This window comes from Bradyrhizobium sp. 4, assembly GCF_023100905.1.
GTDB lineage: Bacteria > Pseudomonadota > Alphaproteobacteria > Rhizobiales > Xanthobacteraceae > Bradyrhizobium.
Genome location: NZ_CP064686.1, coordinates 1,955,683 through 1,970,574 on the forward strand (window position 1 = coordinate 1,955,683; position 14,892 = coordinate 1,970,574).

Annotated in this window: 11 protein-coding genes; 6 read left to right on the forward strand and 5 right to left on the reverse strand. The window is 64.8% G+C overall.

Going from position 1 to position 14,892, the window contains the following annotated elements:
- Positions 1 to 124: 124 nt before the first annotated feature.
- From IVB45_RS08940 to IVB45_RS08955, 4 genes are all read right to left on the reverse strand, one after another.
- Complete coding sequence (locus tag IVB45_RS08940) at positions 125 to 1,051, reverse strand: helix-turn-helix domain-containing GNAT family N-acetyltransferase (RefSeq protein ID WP_247357016.1); 927 nt, start codon at positions 1,049 to 1,051, stop codon at positions 125 to 127.
- A 62-nt stretch (positions 1,052 to 1,113) separates the two neighbouring features.
- Complete coding sequence (locus IVB45_RS08945) at positions 1,114 to 1,689, reverse strand: glycosyl transferase (protein WP_247291212.1); 576 nt, start codon at positions 1,687 to 1,689, stop codon at positions 1,114 to 1,116.
- A 341-nt stretch (positions 1,690 to 2,030) separates the two neighbouring features.
- Entirely contained in the window at positions 2,031 to 3,215 is a 1,185-nt protein-coding gene (locus IVB45_RS08950) for an acetate/propionate family kinase (protein ID WP_247357015.1), read from the reverse strand.
- Between the two features lie 8 nt (positions 3,216 to 3,223).
- Positions 3,224 to 5,638 carry a phosphoketolase family protein gene (locus IVB45_RS08955; RefSeq protein WP_247357013.1) on the reverse strand — a complete coding sequence of 805 codons (2,415 nt, stop codon included), beginning with the start codon at positions 5,636 to 5,638 and terminating at the stop codon, positions 3,224 to 3,226.
- Positions 5,639 to 5,849: 211 nt separating this feature from the next.
- Here IVB45_RS08955 and IVB45_RS08960 point away from each other — a divergent pair, with 211 nt between their 5' ends.
- From IVB45_RS08960 to IVB45_RS08975, 4 genes are all read left to right on the forward strand, one after another.
- Positions 5,850 to 7,013: a PA0069 family radical SAM protein gene (locus IVB45_RS08960; RefSeq protein WP_247357011.1), complete on the forward strand. Its 1,164-nt coding sequence runs from the start codon at positions 5,850 to 5,852 to the stop codon at positions 7,011 to 7,013.
- A 24-nt stretch (positions 7,014 to 7,037) separates the two neighbouring features.
- Positions 7,038 to 7,493 (forward strand): VOC family protein, encoded by a 456-nt coding sequence (locus IVB45_RS08965; protein WP_247291204.1) that lies wholly within the window; start codon positions 7,038 to 7,040, stop codon positions 7,491 to 7,493.
- A 77-nt stretch (positions 7,494 to 7,570) separates the two neighbouring features.
- Positions 7,571 to 8,404: a ribonuclease HII gene (locus tag IVB45_RS08970; RefSeq protein WP_247291201.1), complete on the forward strand. Its 834-nt coding sequence runs from the start codon at positions 7,571 to 7,573 to the stop codon at positions 8,402 to 8,404.
- 98 nt (positions 8,405 to 8,502) lie between these two features.
- Positions 8,503 to 10,011 (forward strand): glycosyltransferase family 39 protein, encoded by a 1,509-nt coding sequence (locus tag IVB45_RS08975; RefSeq protein WP_247357010.1) that lies wholly within the window; start codon positions 8,503 to 8,505, stop codon positions 10,009 to 10,011.
- Positions 10,012 to 10,135: 124 nt separating this feature from the next.
- On the opposite strand, the gene IVB45_RS08980 is transcribed toward IVB45_RS08975, so the two are convergent.
- Positions 10,136 to 10,945, reverse strand: coding sequence for a uracil-DNA glycosylase (locus tag IVB45_RS08980; protein ID WP_027568605.1), 810 nt, complete (start codon positions 10,943 to 10,945; stop codon positions 10,136 to 10,138).
- A 135-nt stretch (positions 10,946 to 11,080) separates the two neighbouring features.
- On the opposite strand from IVB45_RS08980, the gene IVB45_RS08985 reads away from it, so the two are divergent.
- Positions 11,081 to 12,742 carry an electron transfer flavoprotein-ubiquinone oxidoreductase gene (locus IVB45_RS08985; RefSeq protein WP_247357009.1) on the forward strand — a complete coding sequence of 554 codons (1,662 nt, stop codon included), beginning with the start codon at positions 11,081 to 11,083 and terminating at the stop codon, positions 12,740 to 12,742.
- A gap of 335 nt (positions 12,743 to 13,077) precedes the next feature.
- Entirely contained in the window at positions 13,078 to 14,880 is a 1,803-nt protein-coding gene (locus IVB45_RS08990) for a tetratricopeptide repeat protein (protein WP_027568607.1), read from the forward strand.
- Positions 14,881 to 14,892 lie beyond the last annotated feature (12 nt).

Below are 14,892 nucleotides of genomic sequence, written 5' to 3' on the forward strand. Positions count from 1 at the left end.
CCATTTGCACAGATGCTTGCGGAGACAACCCCTCACCCTAGTGAGTGTGTGTCTGCCAGCGTCGCTGCCCTCTCCCGCAAGGGGCAAGGGCATATTTATGCGCATCTCGCCCGCTGTTGCAGCATCAGAGATCCCGCTCCCACGTTTCCCCAATCAGATCCTGCCCGAAGCTGTGATGCGGCTCGGTAGCGATGAGCTTGAAGCCTGCACTTTGATAGATGCCCCGCGCGGCGACCAGGATGCTTTGCGTCCACAGCGTCATCTTGCTGTAGCCCCTCTCGCGTGCGCCCTGGATGCATTGCTCGACCAGCGCGCGGCCGACACCGAGTCCCCGCGCTTTCTTCTCCACCTGCAACAGGCGCAGCTTGGCAATCTCGTCCGTGGCCTTGACCAGAAAGATCGAGCCGACCGGCTCGCCATCCACTTCCGCAATCCAGCAGTGCTCGCGCGCGGCGTCATAGTTCTTGATGAACTGTGCGCAGATCTCGGCGACCAGGGCCTCGTAGCTGATATCCCAGTTGTAGTCGGCCGCATAGGCGGCAGCCTGGCGGGAGATGACCCAGCCCATGTCGCCGACGCGATGGCTGCGCAGCATGAAAGCCGCGGGCTGGCTTCGATGCTCCAGCACAGCCTCGATGGTCGCCATAGCCTGCGTGAGCCGCGTTGCATCGCTGGCCGAGAGCTGAGCCAGCATTGCGGCGACCTCGTTTTGCGAGCCCAGGTTCAGCTTGGCAAAGCTCTGGCGCCCCTTGGCAGTGAGGCTGAGCTGGTATTGCCTGCGATCCGCGGGCAGGGGCCTGCGGGTGATCAGCCCCTTTTCGTCGAAGCTCTGCACGATGCGGCTGAGATAGCCGGGGTCGAGGCCAAGCTCGTTGCCGATCTCCTTTGCGGCAAGGTCGTCCCGTTGTGCGAGCTCGTAGAGCACGCGGGCCTCGCTGAGCGAGAACGGGCTCTTGCCAAGGTGCTGGTCGAGCACGCCAAGCCTGCGGGTGTAGAAGCGGTTGAAGGCGCGAACCGCTGCGACGTGGTCCTCGGTACCGTTAATTGACATGGCTCACCTCGATACTTGCCATTGTCAAATAATTATTTGACTTTGGCAAGTATTGAAGTGCTTCAGCCGACCATGACGATCCGGCTGCGCAGCATGATCCGCGACGAGCGGCCGAGCCGCCGGAGCAACCGCGCCTCGGAGCGGCGGGCTTGGGGCGGGTAGCCGCCGATGCGGTCGTAGTGATCACGCGCGATCAAAAGTCCCTGATCGCCGAAGGGACCGACGAGCTTGCGCATCAGGGCCCAGAGGATATCGCGGAAGCCGGCATCAGCGTAGGGTGAGCGGGCATAGCGGAAGACAGCTGCACGATCCCGGCCGCTGGTCGAGACGGACTGGATAAACTGAGCGGTTTCCTCGATCCAGCCGGTTTCCAGCACGGCGCCGGCGGGGAGGAACATCAGCCAGGACGAACGGGCCTGGAGTGCGCCGGCGGCGAGCGCGGCGCCCTGCGTGGATCCTTCGAAGCCGATGAAACGGCAGCCCGCGACGTCGGCAACGCGCTCGATGACCCCATTGCGGGTGCCATCGACGAGGAGCACTTCCCGGATGATGCCTGCGGCGGCACCGGGTACCAGCGCGGCCAGAGTTGCGACCGCCGTCTGCTCGACGCCTTCGGTCGGAATGATGACGCTCAGCATGATTGAGGCTTCAGTGTCCACACTTCGGGAGAAGCGTAGCTCATTATCAGGGCGTCATAAAACATGTGGCGCTGCCGAGTGCAACTTTCCGGCCGTGCTTCGGTATACGATGGTAAACCGCCGCGGCTGTCGCATCCAAATTTGTCCCGTACGGGCCACGATATCGCCAATATGTCGGCCCCAGCCTATCCTCTCCGTATTAATCCGGAGGTGAGCCGTAATATTGCGCGGCGGGCCGGCCGTTCGCAATCCCGCAAGAGGAAGGACGCGATAGCGGACGAGCGCGAGAGCGGGAAAAACGTGCAATCACGCTGCTGACGAGGGCTTCGAATGAACGCCGGTCAACTTGCTGTTCTTAGCACCGCCGCACAATGTCGTGCGATCATCAGTTCCTCATTCGTTGGAATGACGAAGACATCGGCTGCGCTATCGTCACCGCTAATGCGCTCGCGCGCCGCATCATTCGCAACCGCATCGATGCGCACACCGAGCCAGTCGAGACGCTCACCGATCGCGCTGCGGATTTCCCCGGCATGCTCGCCAATGCCGCCGGTGAAGACCAGGCAGTCCAGCCCGGCAAGCGTCGTCGCCATCGCCGCCACCTCCTGCGCGGCGCGGAAGGTGAAGAGCTCGACCGCCTCCCGTGCCGCAGCTTCGCTGCTCGCAAGCAGCGTCCGCATATCCGACGCGATGCAGGAGACGCCGAGCAGGCCCGATTCGTGGTAGAGCAGGTGCTGGACATCGTCGACCGACATCTTCTCGTGCTGTTGCAGATAGAGCAGCACGCCCGGGTCGATCCTGCCGCACCGCGTGCCCATCACCAGCCCGTCGAGCGGCGTCAGTCCCATCGTGGTGTCGATGCTGCGGCCGTCGCGCAAGCCGCACAGGCTCGCGCCATTGCCGAGATGCGCGATCACGATGCGCTTGGCCACGAGCTGCGGCGCGATTCGGGCGAGCCGTCCCGCGACATATTCGAACGAGAGGCCATGAAATCCGTAGCGTCGGACTCCGCGCTCTTCATAACGTCGCGGAATGGCGAAGCGGCTGGCGGGCGGCGCAATGCCGTGGTGGAAAGCGGTGTCGAAGCAGGCGATCTGCGTCAGGTCGGGCCTGATCGCGCTGATGGCGCGGACCGGCGCCAGACACCGCGGCTGGTGCAGCGGCGCCAGCGGTGTCAACGCCTCCAGCTTTGCGGTGACATCGTCTGTCAGCTCGACCGGAGCGGAATAGTCCGGACCGCCATGGACGACGCGATGGCCGACGGCGCGCAAGCGATGGTCGCCGAAACGATCCTCGATGAAGCCGAGCATGTCGGCGAACAGATGATCGCTATCCGCATCCGATGATTCCCTCCCTTGCTGGAACAGGTCTTCGCCCGCGGGGCTCTTCACGACGAGCCGCGGCTTCGTCTCGTGCTCGTCGAGCAGGCCCTTGCAGAGCGGGGTGAGCTCGGCCGCCGAGATCTCGAACAGGCCGAATTTGATGCTCGACGATCCCGAGTTGAGAACGAGAACGGTGTTCAACATGGCTGCTGTCAGTCGCCTGCCTCCGCCGGCGTGTTGCCGCCGGCGCTGTTCTGCCAGACCCATTCCTGGATTTCCGGCATGTCCTCGCCGTATTCGCGCACATAGCGCGAATGCTCGATCAGCTTGTCGCGGAATTGCTGCTTCACCTGCGCCGCTTTGGTCGCGAGCCCCGGCACGCGCTCGATCGCCTCGATCGCGAGGTGATAGCGGTCGAGCTCGTTGAGCACGACCATGTCGAACGGCGTCGTCGTGGTGCCTTCCTCGGCAAAGCCGCGGACGTGCATGCCGGCGTGGTTGGTCCGGTTATAGGTCAGCCGGTGGATCAGATAGGGATAGCCGTGATAGGCGAAGATCACCGGCTTGTCGCGCGTGAACAGGCCGTCGAAGTCGCGGTCGGACAAGCCGTGCGGGTGCTGCTCCCTGGGTTGCAGCGTCATGAGGTCGACGACGTTGACGACGCGGATCTTCAGCTCGGGCAGCGCCTTGCGCAGCAGGTCGACGGCGGCGAGCGTTTCCAGTGTCGGCACGTCGCCGGCGCAGGCCATCACGACATCGGGCTCGCCATTCGCGTCTTCCGTCCCGGCCCAGCTCCAGATGCCAATGCCGGCATCGCAGTGCGTGGCTGCCTCCTGCATCGACAGCCATTGCGGCGCCGGCTGCTTGCCGGCCACGATGACGTTGATGCGGTCATAGGTGCGCAGGCAGTGATCGGCGATCCACAGCAGCGTGTTGGCGTCCGGTGGGAAGTAAATGCGGACGATATCGGCCTTCTTGTTGGCGACGAGATCGACGAATCCGGGGTCCTGATGGCTGAAGCCGTTGTGGTCCTGGCGCCAGACATGCGATGTCAGCAGATAGTTGAGCGAGGCGATCGGGCGTCGCCACGGCAGATGCCGCGTCACTTTCAGCCATTTGGCATGCTGGTTGAACATGGAATCCACGATGTGGATGAACGCCTCGTAGCAGGAGAAGAAGCCGTGCCGACCCGTGAGCAGGTAGCCCTCTAACCAGCCCTGGCAGAGATGTTCGCTCAGGACTTCCATCACGCGTCCGTCCTGGGCGAGATGCACGTCGTAAGGTTTTGTCGGCTCCATCCAGACGCGTTCGGTGGCCTCGAACACCGCATCGAGCCGGTTTGAGGCGGTTTCGTCCGGGCCCATGATGCGGAAGTTGCGGGCCTCGGCGTTGAGGCGGATGACGTCGCGCAGGAATTTGCCGAGCTCGCGGGTTGCCTCCGCCACGATGCCGCCCGGCTGAGGGACCTTGACGGCGAAGCTGCGGAAGTCCGGCAGCTTCAGCTCCTTCTTCAGAAGGCCGCCATTGGCGTGCGGATTGGCGCCCATGCGGCGATTGCCTTCGGGCGCGAGCGCCTGGAGCTCGGCAACGAGCGCGCCGTTCGCGTCGAATAGCTTTTCCGGCTCGTAGCTGCGCATCCAGTCTTCGAGAATCTTCAGATGCGCCGGGTTGTCGCGGCAGTTCGCGACCGGCACCTGATGTGCACGCCAAAAACCCTCGACCTTCTTGCCGTCGACTTCCTTGGGGCCGGTCCAGCCCTTCGGGCTGCGTAGCACGATCATCGGCCAACGCGGGCGTTCGACGCTCTTGCGGCCGTCGCGGGCGTGCTGCTGGATCGACCGGATGCTGGCGAACGCGACGTCGAGCGCGTCCGCCATGGCCTGGTGCATCAATTTCGGATCGTCGCCCTCGACGAATAGCGGCTCGTGGCCGAGCCCGCGGAAGAGATCGCGGATCTCGTCGTCGCGCATCCGGCCGAGCACGGTTGGGTTGGCAATCTTGTAACCGTTGAGATGCAGGATCGGCAGCACCGCGCCGTCATGGGCAGGATTGAGGAACTTGTTGGAGTGCCAGGACGCCGCGAGCGGGCCAGTCTCGGCCTCGCCGTCTCCGACGACACAGGCGACGATCAGGTCGGGATTGTCGAATGCCGCGCCATAGGCATGCACCAGCGCGTAACCGAGCTCACCGCCTTCGTGAATCGAGCCCGGCGTCTCCGGCGCCGCGTGACTCGGGATGCCGCCGGGGAAGGAGAATTGCCTGAACAGTTTGCGCAACCCGTCGGTATCGCGCGAGATATCGGGATAGATCTCGCTGTAGCTGCCTTCGAGATAGGTGTTGGCGACCATGCCGGGGCCGCCGTGGCCGGGACCGCACACATAGATCACGCTCAGGTCCAGCGCGCGGATGACGCGGTTGAGATGGGCATAAATGAAGTTCAAACCGGGCGTCGTGCCCCAATGGCCGAGCAAACGCGGCTTGATGTGCTCGGGCCGTAACGGCTCGCGCAGCAGCGGATTGTCGAGCAGGTAAATCTGCCCGACGGAGAGATAGTTCGCGGCGCGCCAATAGCGGTCGAGCAGATTGAGGTCGCTGCTCGCTGCGGCCAATTGTTGTTGATTTGTCATGTTCCTGCCGAACTTCACCCGGGATCGTCACCAACCGAGTTCCGGCTAGATCGATCCTTCGGCAGCATCAAACGAGATCGCCGTGACGCCACTGTTGCGTGAGGTCAAAAGCAGGCGCGCGAAGTTTGGGCAACTCTACTGTGCATGGGGTTGTTTTCACGTTTTTGGTTTGTGTTCTTGATTTGTTCCTTCGACGTGCTATCTTGGCTTCATGAGTCCAGCATCCTCTCATGCTCTCAAGCACCCGCCGGTCACGGCGCCCTCCGAGCCGGCGGGTGCGCCTTCTGACTTCCCTGAGCTGGCGGTCGCCATCGACCGCCAGCGCAGGCGAGGCCGGGGCGCGCAGTCCAACGCCAGCGGCCGCTTTGAGGCCGAGGCGCGCGTCGCATTCGACGATGGCTGGCAGAGCCTTGACGAACTGCCTCCGTTCAAGACCACGGTCGGGATCGACGCCTCGCGCAAGGTGATCACCCGCAACGAATCTCCCGACATCGGCTTCGACCGTTCGATCAATCCCTACCGCGGCTGCGAGCACGGCTGCGTCTATTGCTTCGCGCGGCCGACGCATGCCTATCTCGGCCTGTCGCCGGGGCTCGACTTCGAGTCGAAGCTGTTCGTGAAGCCCGAGGCGCCGGCGCTGCTCGAGAAGGAGCTTGCGGCGCCGGGCTACGAGCCGCGGATGATCGCGATCGGCACCAACACCGATCCCTATCAGCCGATCGAGCGCGAGCGCAAAATCATGCGCGGCATTCTGGAGGTGCTGGAGCGCGCCGGCCATCCCGTCGGGATCGTCACCAAGTCGGCGCTGGTGACCCGCGACATCGACATTCTCGCGCGCATGGCCAAACGCAACCTCGCCAAGGTCGGCATCTCCGTGACCTCGCTCGATCCGAAGCTGGCGCGCACCATGGAGCCGCGGGCGTCCACGCCGCCGAAGCGGCTGGAGGCGCTGAAGCAGCTTTCCGAGGCCGGCATTCCGACCACCGTCATGGTCGCGCCCCTGATTCCCGCGCTGAACGATTCCGAGATCGAACGCATCCTGGATGCTGCCGCCCATGCCGGCGTCAAGGAAGCCTCCTACGTGCTGCTGCGGTTGCCACTCGAGGTGCGCGATCTCTTTCGTGAATGGCTGATGGCGAACTATCCGGACCGCTATCGCCACGTCTTCACGCTGATCCGCGACATGCGCGGCGGCCGCGACTACGACGCGAAATGGGGCGAGCGCATGAAGGGCACCGGCCCGATGGCCTGGACCATCGGTCGCCGCTTCGAGATCGCCTGCGACAGGCTGGGGCTGAACAAGCGGCGCTCCAAGCTGACGACGGATCATTTTGCCAAGCCGAAGCGGAACGGCGATCAGCTCAGCCTGTTCTGAGGGACAAAGTGGGAGAGGCGTCGCATGAGTAAGGAACTGCCAGCTCCGATCCCGCGACTTACCGTCATCACGCTGGGCGTGAACGGCATCCGCGCCAGTATTGCCTTTTACGACGCGCTTGGTTTCTCGCGCCGGCTCAAGGTGACCGGCGAGGCCGTGGCGTTCTATGACACCGGCGGTCCGGTGCTGGCGCGATTTCCCTGGGATCAGCTCGCGGCCGACGCCAAATTGCCGGATCAGCCGAGGCCATCGACGTTTCGCGGCATGACGCTCGCATGGAACTGCCGCGCGCGTGAGGAGGTGAACGCGGTGCTGGCCTTCGCCGTCAGCAAGGGCGCCGCGCTGCTGAAGGCCGCGCATGAGACCGACTACGGCGGTTATTCCGGCTATTTCGCCGATCCTGACGGCCATCCCTGGGAAGTCGTGGTCGCGCCCGGCATCGAAGTCGGCGAGGACCGACGGGTGCATCTGGCGGAATAGGGCGACTGACTTGAATAACGGGAATTGTCCGAGGTTCCCGGTTGCGCAGGCCATGCCGCTTGCGCACGATCCCGGCCATGATTCGGGATCAATCCGCCAAGAAGCCGGCCAAAGGCGCGCCCAAGAAGGTTGCGCCTGAGAACAAGAAGGCTGCGCCGAAAATCGCCAAGGCGCTGGCCGGCACCAAGAGCGCCATCATCGTTGCCCCAAGCTTCCGCCGCGAGCGCGCGCTGATCAAGCGCGGCGTCTGGCCGGTGGCGGGCTGCGATGAGGCCGGCCGCGGGCCGTTGGCCGGTCCGGTGGTGGCGGCGGCGGTGATTCTCGATCCCGACCGCATCCCGCGCGGCATCGACGATTCCAAGCGCCTGACCGCCGAGGAGCGCGAAAGGCTGTTCGACAAGATCTGCGCCACCGCCCAGGTCTCCGTGGCCGTCGCCTCCCGCGCCCGCATCGACCGCGACAACATCCTGCGCGCTTCGCTGTGGGCGCTGAAGCGCGCCGTCGTGGCGCTGCCCGAGCAGCCCCGGCACGTCTTCGTCGACGGCCGCGACCGGCTCGACACGGCATGCGATTGCGAGGCCGTGATCGGCGGTGACGGCATCGTCCTGTCGATCGCAGCGGCCTCGATCGTCGCCAAGGTGACGCGGGACCGCCTGATGTGCGCGCTGGCTCAGGACTGCCCCGGGTACGGTTTCGAGCAGCATAAGGGCTACGCCGTGCCCGAGCACCTCGATGCGCTCAACCGCCTCGGCCCCACCGTCCACCACCGCAGCTTCTTCGCCCCCGTCGCCGCCGCACGCGCCAAGCACATGCCGTGGACGGTCGAGCCGGCGCAGGATCTGTTTGCGGTGACCGAGATCGAGCTGCAGGTGGACACGAGCTCGGAAATCGACGCGTCGGCAAATCTCTAGACGAGACTCGGTTGCCACGACGCGTCGCGCCCTCTATCAAAATAGTCGTGAGCGAATAGGGCCGGCTTCACGGGTTGGCTGCATCTTTCGGACGTTGCATGCGGTTTACCTCCCTGGTCATCGAGCTCATTCGCGCGCGGCCGCGGCTGATCGTCTGGATCGCCGTGCTGCTCCAGGCCGCGATGTGGCTGTTCGTGGCGCTGGTGTTTTATCGCAGCCCGCCCGGCAGCCTCGCGACTCTGCTGGCCTTCGGCCGCGAATACCAGGTCGGCACTGATTTGGGCCCGCCCTTGCCGGTCTGGCTCGCCGACATCGCCTATCGCGCTGCCGGCGGCCACGTGTTCGGCGTCTACGTCCTGGCGGAGCTCTGTGGGGTCGCGACCTTCATCGCGCTCTATCATCTGTCCCGCGCGGTGGTCGGCGCCCAGCAGGCAGTGCTTGCCGTGCTGCTGACCATGACGCTGCTGGCCTTCTCCTCGCCCGTACTCGACTTCGGCCCGCTGGTGCTGGCGCGGCCGCTCTGGGCACTGCTGCTGCTGCATTCCTGGCAGATCATCGGACAGCGCCGCGGCAACGCCTGGTTTGCCTGGTCGATCGAGGCGGGCCTCCTGCTGCTGACGACGCCGGCTGCGATCTTCCTGCTGCTGCTGATCGTCGTCTTCGCGCTCGCAACCGCGGATGGCCGCCGCACGCTACGCGCATTCGACCCGCTGTTTGCGCTCGTGGTGGTCGCCGTGCTGGCATTGCCCTATGCCGTCTGGCTGATGCGCGCCGAGGCGTTCGTCCTGCCGGCCTTGCCGCAGGTTGCCGAACTCAATGCCCGCGCGCTGCACGCGGCCTGGCTGCTCGGAGGGCTCCTGCTCGGCGCGGCGGCGATCCCGGCGCTGACCGTGCTCAACACCGGCCTGTTCGTTCCCAAGAGCGAGGAGGCGCCGATCATCTACCGCCCGCCGGTCGAGCCGCTCGCGCGCAATTTCGTCTGCTTCTTCGCGCTGGCGCCGGCGCTTGGCGCGGTGCTGATCTCGGGCCTGCTTGGCCTCGACGCCGTCGTGGGCGGCGCCGGCGTCGTGCTGGTGTTGTCGGGGCTCGCCGTGGTCGTGGGGGCCGGCGATCTCATCGCGATGCGCCGCGCGAGGATGCTGCGGATGGTCTGGGCGGCCGCCGTCATCGCGCCCGCAATCGGCGTCGTACTCGCCGTCCTGCTCCTGCCGTGGACCGGTGCCAACGAGATCGCGACGTCGATGCCGGCGCGCGCGATTTCGGACTTCTTCGACGAGAGCTTTGCCCGCCGCACCAATCATCGCCTGCGCGCGGTCGCCGGCGAGACCCAGCTTGCGAGCTTGATCACGCTGCATTCCGGCCGGCCGCATCTGTTCATCGATGCCCAGCCCTCACGCACGCCCTGGATCAATCAGGCCAAATTCAGCGAGACCGGCGGCGTCGTGGTCTGGCGTGCCTCCGACACCGCGGGCACCCCGCCGCCGAACATTCTCGCGCGCTTTCCCGGCATCGTGCCGGAAGTGCCGCGCGCCTTCGAATGGCTGGTGACCGGCCGTCAGCAACTGCTGCGCATCGGCTGGGCCATCGTGCGGCCGAAGGGCACTTAGTCGCTCGCTCTTTCCGTCGTCATTGCGAGGAGCCCTTGCGACGAAGCAATCCAGGGTCGCTCCGCGGAAAGATTCTGGATCGCTTCGCTGCGCTCGCAATGACGGGGAGAGGTCGTACGCCTCCTCACGCGCCCGCCAGCACCTTCGCGATCGCGCGCAGATCCTGCCAAGCGAGCCGCTTGTACGACGGCGAGCGCAACAGATAGGCGGGGTGGAAGGTCGGCAGCGCGCGAATGGTGCGCCCGCCCGTCTCGTAATCGAACCAGCGGCCGCGGGTGCGCATGATGCCTTCGCGGGTCGACAGCAGCGTCTGCGTCGAGGGATTGCCGAGCGTCACCAGCACATCCGGATTCACCAGCTCGATCTGGCGCTGGATGAAGGGCAGGCAGATTTGCGTCTCCTGCGGCGTCGGCGTGCGGTTGCCGGGCGGGCGCCAGGGAATCACGTTGGCGATGTATGCGGTGGTGCGGTTGAGGCCTATGGCTCCGATCATCAAGTCGAGCAGCTTGCCGCTGCGCCCGACGAAGGGCAGCCCCTCGATGTCCTCGTCGCGGCCCGGTGCCTCGCCGACGAACATGATGCGCGCCTGCGGATTACCGTCGGCGAAAACCAACCGTGTCGCCGTGTGCTTCAGCGCGCAGCCGTCAAAGCTTTGCATCAACTCGCGCAGCGCCTCCAAGGTCGGCGCGGTGCGTGCGGCCTCGCGCGCCGAGGCGATCGCGATGTCGGGCGCGGGGGCCGCCTCGCCGCGCAACACTGCCGGCGCGGCGGCCGGCCGTGGGGCCTCGACCGGAGGTGGCGCGCGCGGGGCCGGAGGTGGAACATCCAATTCCGCCAAGCGGTCGATCGGTTCCTCCGCGAGCGTGCAATCGACTCCGGCCTCCAGATAGAAGGCGAGAAGCTCTCGGACCGTGGGTGCGGGTTCTGGGATCATCGGAAAGTCTGACTATTAGTCCAGTTTGGGGCGCCTTGCACCCCGGCGAAACGCATTTCCGAGGTTGTCCTACCCGGAAAAATCGGAAACAAGAGGGCGCAATCGACCAAGGACCGTCTCAAGGGCTGAGATCAGATGAGCACCGAAGAACTTCCCCCGCGCGAATCCATGGAATTCGACGTCGTCATCGTCGGCGCAGGCCCCTCGGGCCTGGCTGCGGCGATCCGGCTGAAGCAGATCAATGCCGATCTCAACGTCGTCGTCGTGGAGAAGGGCTCCGAGGTCGGTGCGCATATTCTCTCCGGCGCCGTGATCGACCCGGCCGGGCTCGACAAGCTGATGCCGGACTGGCGCGAAGATTCCGATTGTCCTCTGAAGACCCAGGTGAAGGACGACCGCTTCTACTGGATGACGGGCGGCGGCGCGATTAGGCTGCCTAACTTCATCATGCCGCCGCTGATGGACAATCATCACTGCTATATCGGCTCGCTTGGCAATGTCTGCCGCTGGCTGGCACGCAAAGCGGAAGCGCTTGGCGTCGAGATTTATCCGGGCTTTGCCGCGGCCGAGGTGCTCTATGACGAGCAGGGCGCGGTGAAGGGCATTGCCACCGGCGACATGGGCATCGGCCGGGACGGCAAGCCGAAGGACTCCTTTACCCGTGGCATGGAATTGCTCGGCAAGTACACGCTGTTCGCGGAAGGCGCGCGCGGCAGCCTGACCAAACAGCTCATCGCGAAGTTCGCGCTGGATACCAAGAGCGAGCCGGCGAAATTCGGCATCGGGCTCAAGGAAGTCTGGCAGATCGATCCCGCCAAGCACCAGAAGGGCATGATCCAGCATTCGTTCGGCTGGCCGCTCGATCTGAAGACCGGCGGTGGCTCGTTCCTCTATCACTACGACGACAACCTCGTTGCCGTCGGCTTCGTCGTGCATCTCAACTACGACGACCCGTATCTGTCACCGTTCGACGAGTTCCAGCGTTTCAAGACCCATCCGTCAATCCGCTCCACCTTTGAAGGTGCCAAGCGGCTCGCCTATGGCGCGCGCGCCATCACCGAGGGCGGCTATCAGTCGGTCCCGAAACTCAGCTTTCCCGGCGGCGCCCTGATCGGCTGCGCGGCCGGCTTCGTCAACGTTCCCCGGATCAAGGGCGTGCACAACGCGATGGGCACGGGCATGCTCGCCGCCGAGCACGTTGCGTCCGCCATTGCCGCCGATCGCGCCAATGACGAGATCGTCGACTACGAGAACGCCTGGCGCTCCTCCTCGGTCGGCAAGGATTTGTTCCTGGTCCGCAACGTCAAGCCGTTGTGGTCGAAGTTCGGCACGGTGCTCGGCGTTGCGCTCGGTGGCTTCGACATGTGGTGCAACACGCTGTTCGGCGGCTCGCTGTTCGGCACCCAGTCGCACGCGAAGCCCGATCGCGCGACGCTCGATCCGGCCAAGACCCACGCGCCGAGAACCTACCCGAAGCCGGACGGCAAGATTTCCTTCGACAAGCTCTCGTCGGTGTTCCTGTCCAATACCAATCATGAGGAGGACCAGCCGGTCCATCTCAAGGTCACGGACATGAACCTCCAGAAGACCTCCGAGCATGACGTGTTTGCAGGTCCGTCGAATCGCTATTGCCCGGCCGGCGTCTATGAGTGGATCGAGGAAGGTTCGGGTCCGCGCTTCCAGATCAACGCCCAGAACTGCGTCCACTGCAAAACCTGCGACGTGAAGGACCCCAACGGCAACATCACCTGGGTTCCCCCGGAGGGCGGCGGCGGTCCAAACTACGAGGCGATGTAGGCGGGGTCAGCAAGCCGCAATCCAGGTTACCAAGGCCCAAGGCGACCAATATTGCGTGACCTTGGCCCTGCGACGCACGTTCGCGTGAGAACCCGGCCGCGGCCGCGGTCCGTGGTCACGATAAGGCCATACTGGCGGCGTCTTGGGGCGCTCTTGACCGGTCACTTGGCCGATTTGGGGCGTGCGGAGGGGATCGTCCGGCCCGAATCCTTGCGGTGAAGCGCCAAAAGCGGCATTGTTCGCCCGACGGTTCCGGGTCCCCATGCCACCGGCCGCGTTCGCATGCGATACGGCCTTCTTCAGACCCAGGCACTACCAACTCAAGGCGAGCCCTGATGTTTTCAAATCGTTTCAACCGCTGGACTGTTGCCGCCATCGCCCTCATGGGCACAGCGATCGCGACGGTCCCCGGCAGGGTCCTGGCGCAGACGCCGGATCATCCGTCCGACACGGCGGCGCAGTTTCCGACCCGAAACGATCTGAAGGCGCTGACCACTTCCGGCAGCTATCTCGCCGCCCGCCACGCCAGCGTCGAGCGCGATGCGGCCTCCGCCGCCGCGTTCTATCGCTCGGCCCTGCGCACCGATCCCAAGAACAACGAGCTGCTCGACCGCGCCTTCATCTCCTCGGTTGCCGACGGTGACATCGACGAGGCCGTCAAGCTCGCCGAGCGCATCCTGACCATCGACAAGACCAACCGCGTTGCGCGCCTCGTCGTCGGGGTGCACGATCTCAAGTTCAAGAAGTACGCGACGGCGCAGACCAACATCAACCAGTCGATCCGCGGTCCGATCACCGATCTTGTCGCCACGTTGCTGTCGGGCTGGGCCGCCTATGGTGCGGGCGATGCCAAGGGCGGTGTCGCCACCATCGACAAGCTGGCCGGTCCGGAATGGTATCCGCTGTTCAAGGATCTCCATGCCGGCATGATCCTCGAGCTCGCCGGCAAGGAGAAGGACGCTGGCACTCGGTTCGAGCGTGCCTACAAGCTCGACGATTCCATGTTGCGTGTCACCGAGGCCTATGCGCGCTGGCTGTCGCGTAACAAGGACTCGGCCGCCGCGACCACGGTCTACCAGGCTTTCGACAAGAAGCTCGCCCGCCATCCGCTGATCGTGGAAGGATTGCGCGACACCAAGGCCGGCAAGAAGATGCCGCCGCTGGTCGATAGCGCGCAAGCCGGCGCCGCCGAAGCGCTCTACGGCATCGGCGCCACACTGACCCGCCGCGGCGGCGAGGATCTGGCGCTGGTCTATCTCCAGCTCTCACTCTACCTCCAGCCCACCCATCCCCTGGCGCTGCTCTCGCTCGCCGATCTCTATGAATCGGTGAAGCGGCCGCAGATGGCGATCAAGGTCTACGAGCGCGTGCCGGCGTCCTCGCCGCTCAAGCGCAACGCCCAGATTCAGCTCGCCATCGATCTGGATTCCGCCGACCGCACCGACGAGGCGATCAAGATCCTCAAGGGCGTCACCACTGAGGATTCCAAGGATCTCGAAGCCATCATGGCGCTCGGCAACATCGAGCGCGGCCGCAAGAAGTTTGGCGAATGCGGCGCGACCTATTCGCAAGGCGTCGACGTGCTGCCGGCCGGCAACGACAAGGCCAACAGCGTCTGGTATTATTATCGCGGCATCTGCGAGGAGCGCTCCAAGCAGTGGGGCAAGGCCGAAGCCGACATGAAGAAGGCGCTCGAGCTGCAGCCCGACCAGCCCCACGTCCTCAACTATCTCGGCTATTCCTGGATCGACCAGGGCATCAATCTCGACGAAGGCATGAAGATGATCAAGCGGGCGGTCGAGCAGCGCCCGGATGACGGCTACATCGTCGACTCCCTTGGCTGGGCCTATTACCGCATCGGCAATTACGAGGACGCGGTGAAGAACCTCGAGCGCGCCATCGACCTCAAGCCCGAGGATCCCACCATCAACGATCACCTCGGCGACGCCTATTGGCGTGTCGGCCGCACGCTGGAAGCCAAGTTCCAGTGGGCGCACGCCCGCGATCTCAAGCCCGAAGCGGATGAGCTTCCGAAGATCGAGGCCAAGATTGCAAACGGAATGACCGACGACAATTCGAACTCCTCGGCTGCGCAGGCGGAGAAGGAGAAGAAGAAGGACGACGGCAAGGGCGGCTGAGCGAGTTGAAGT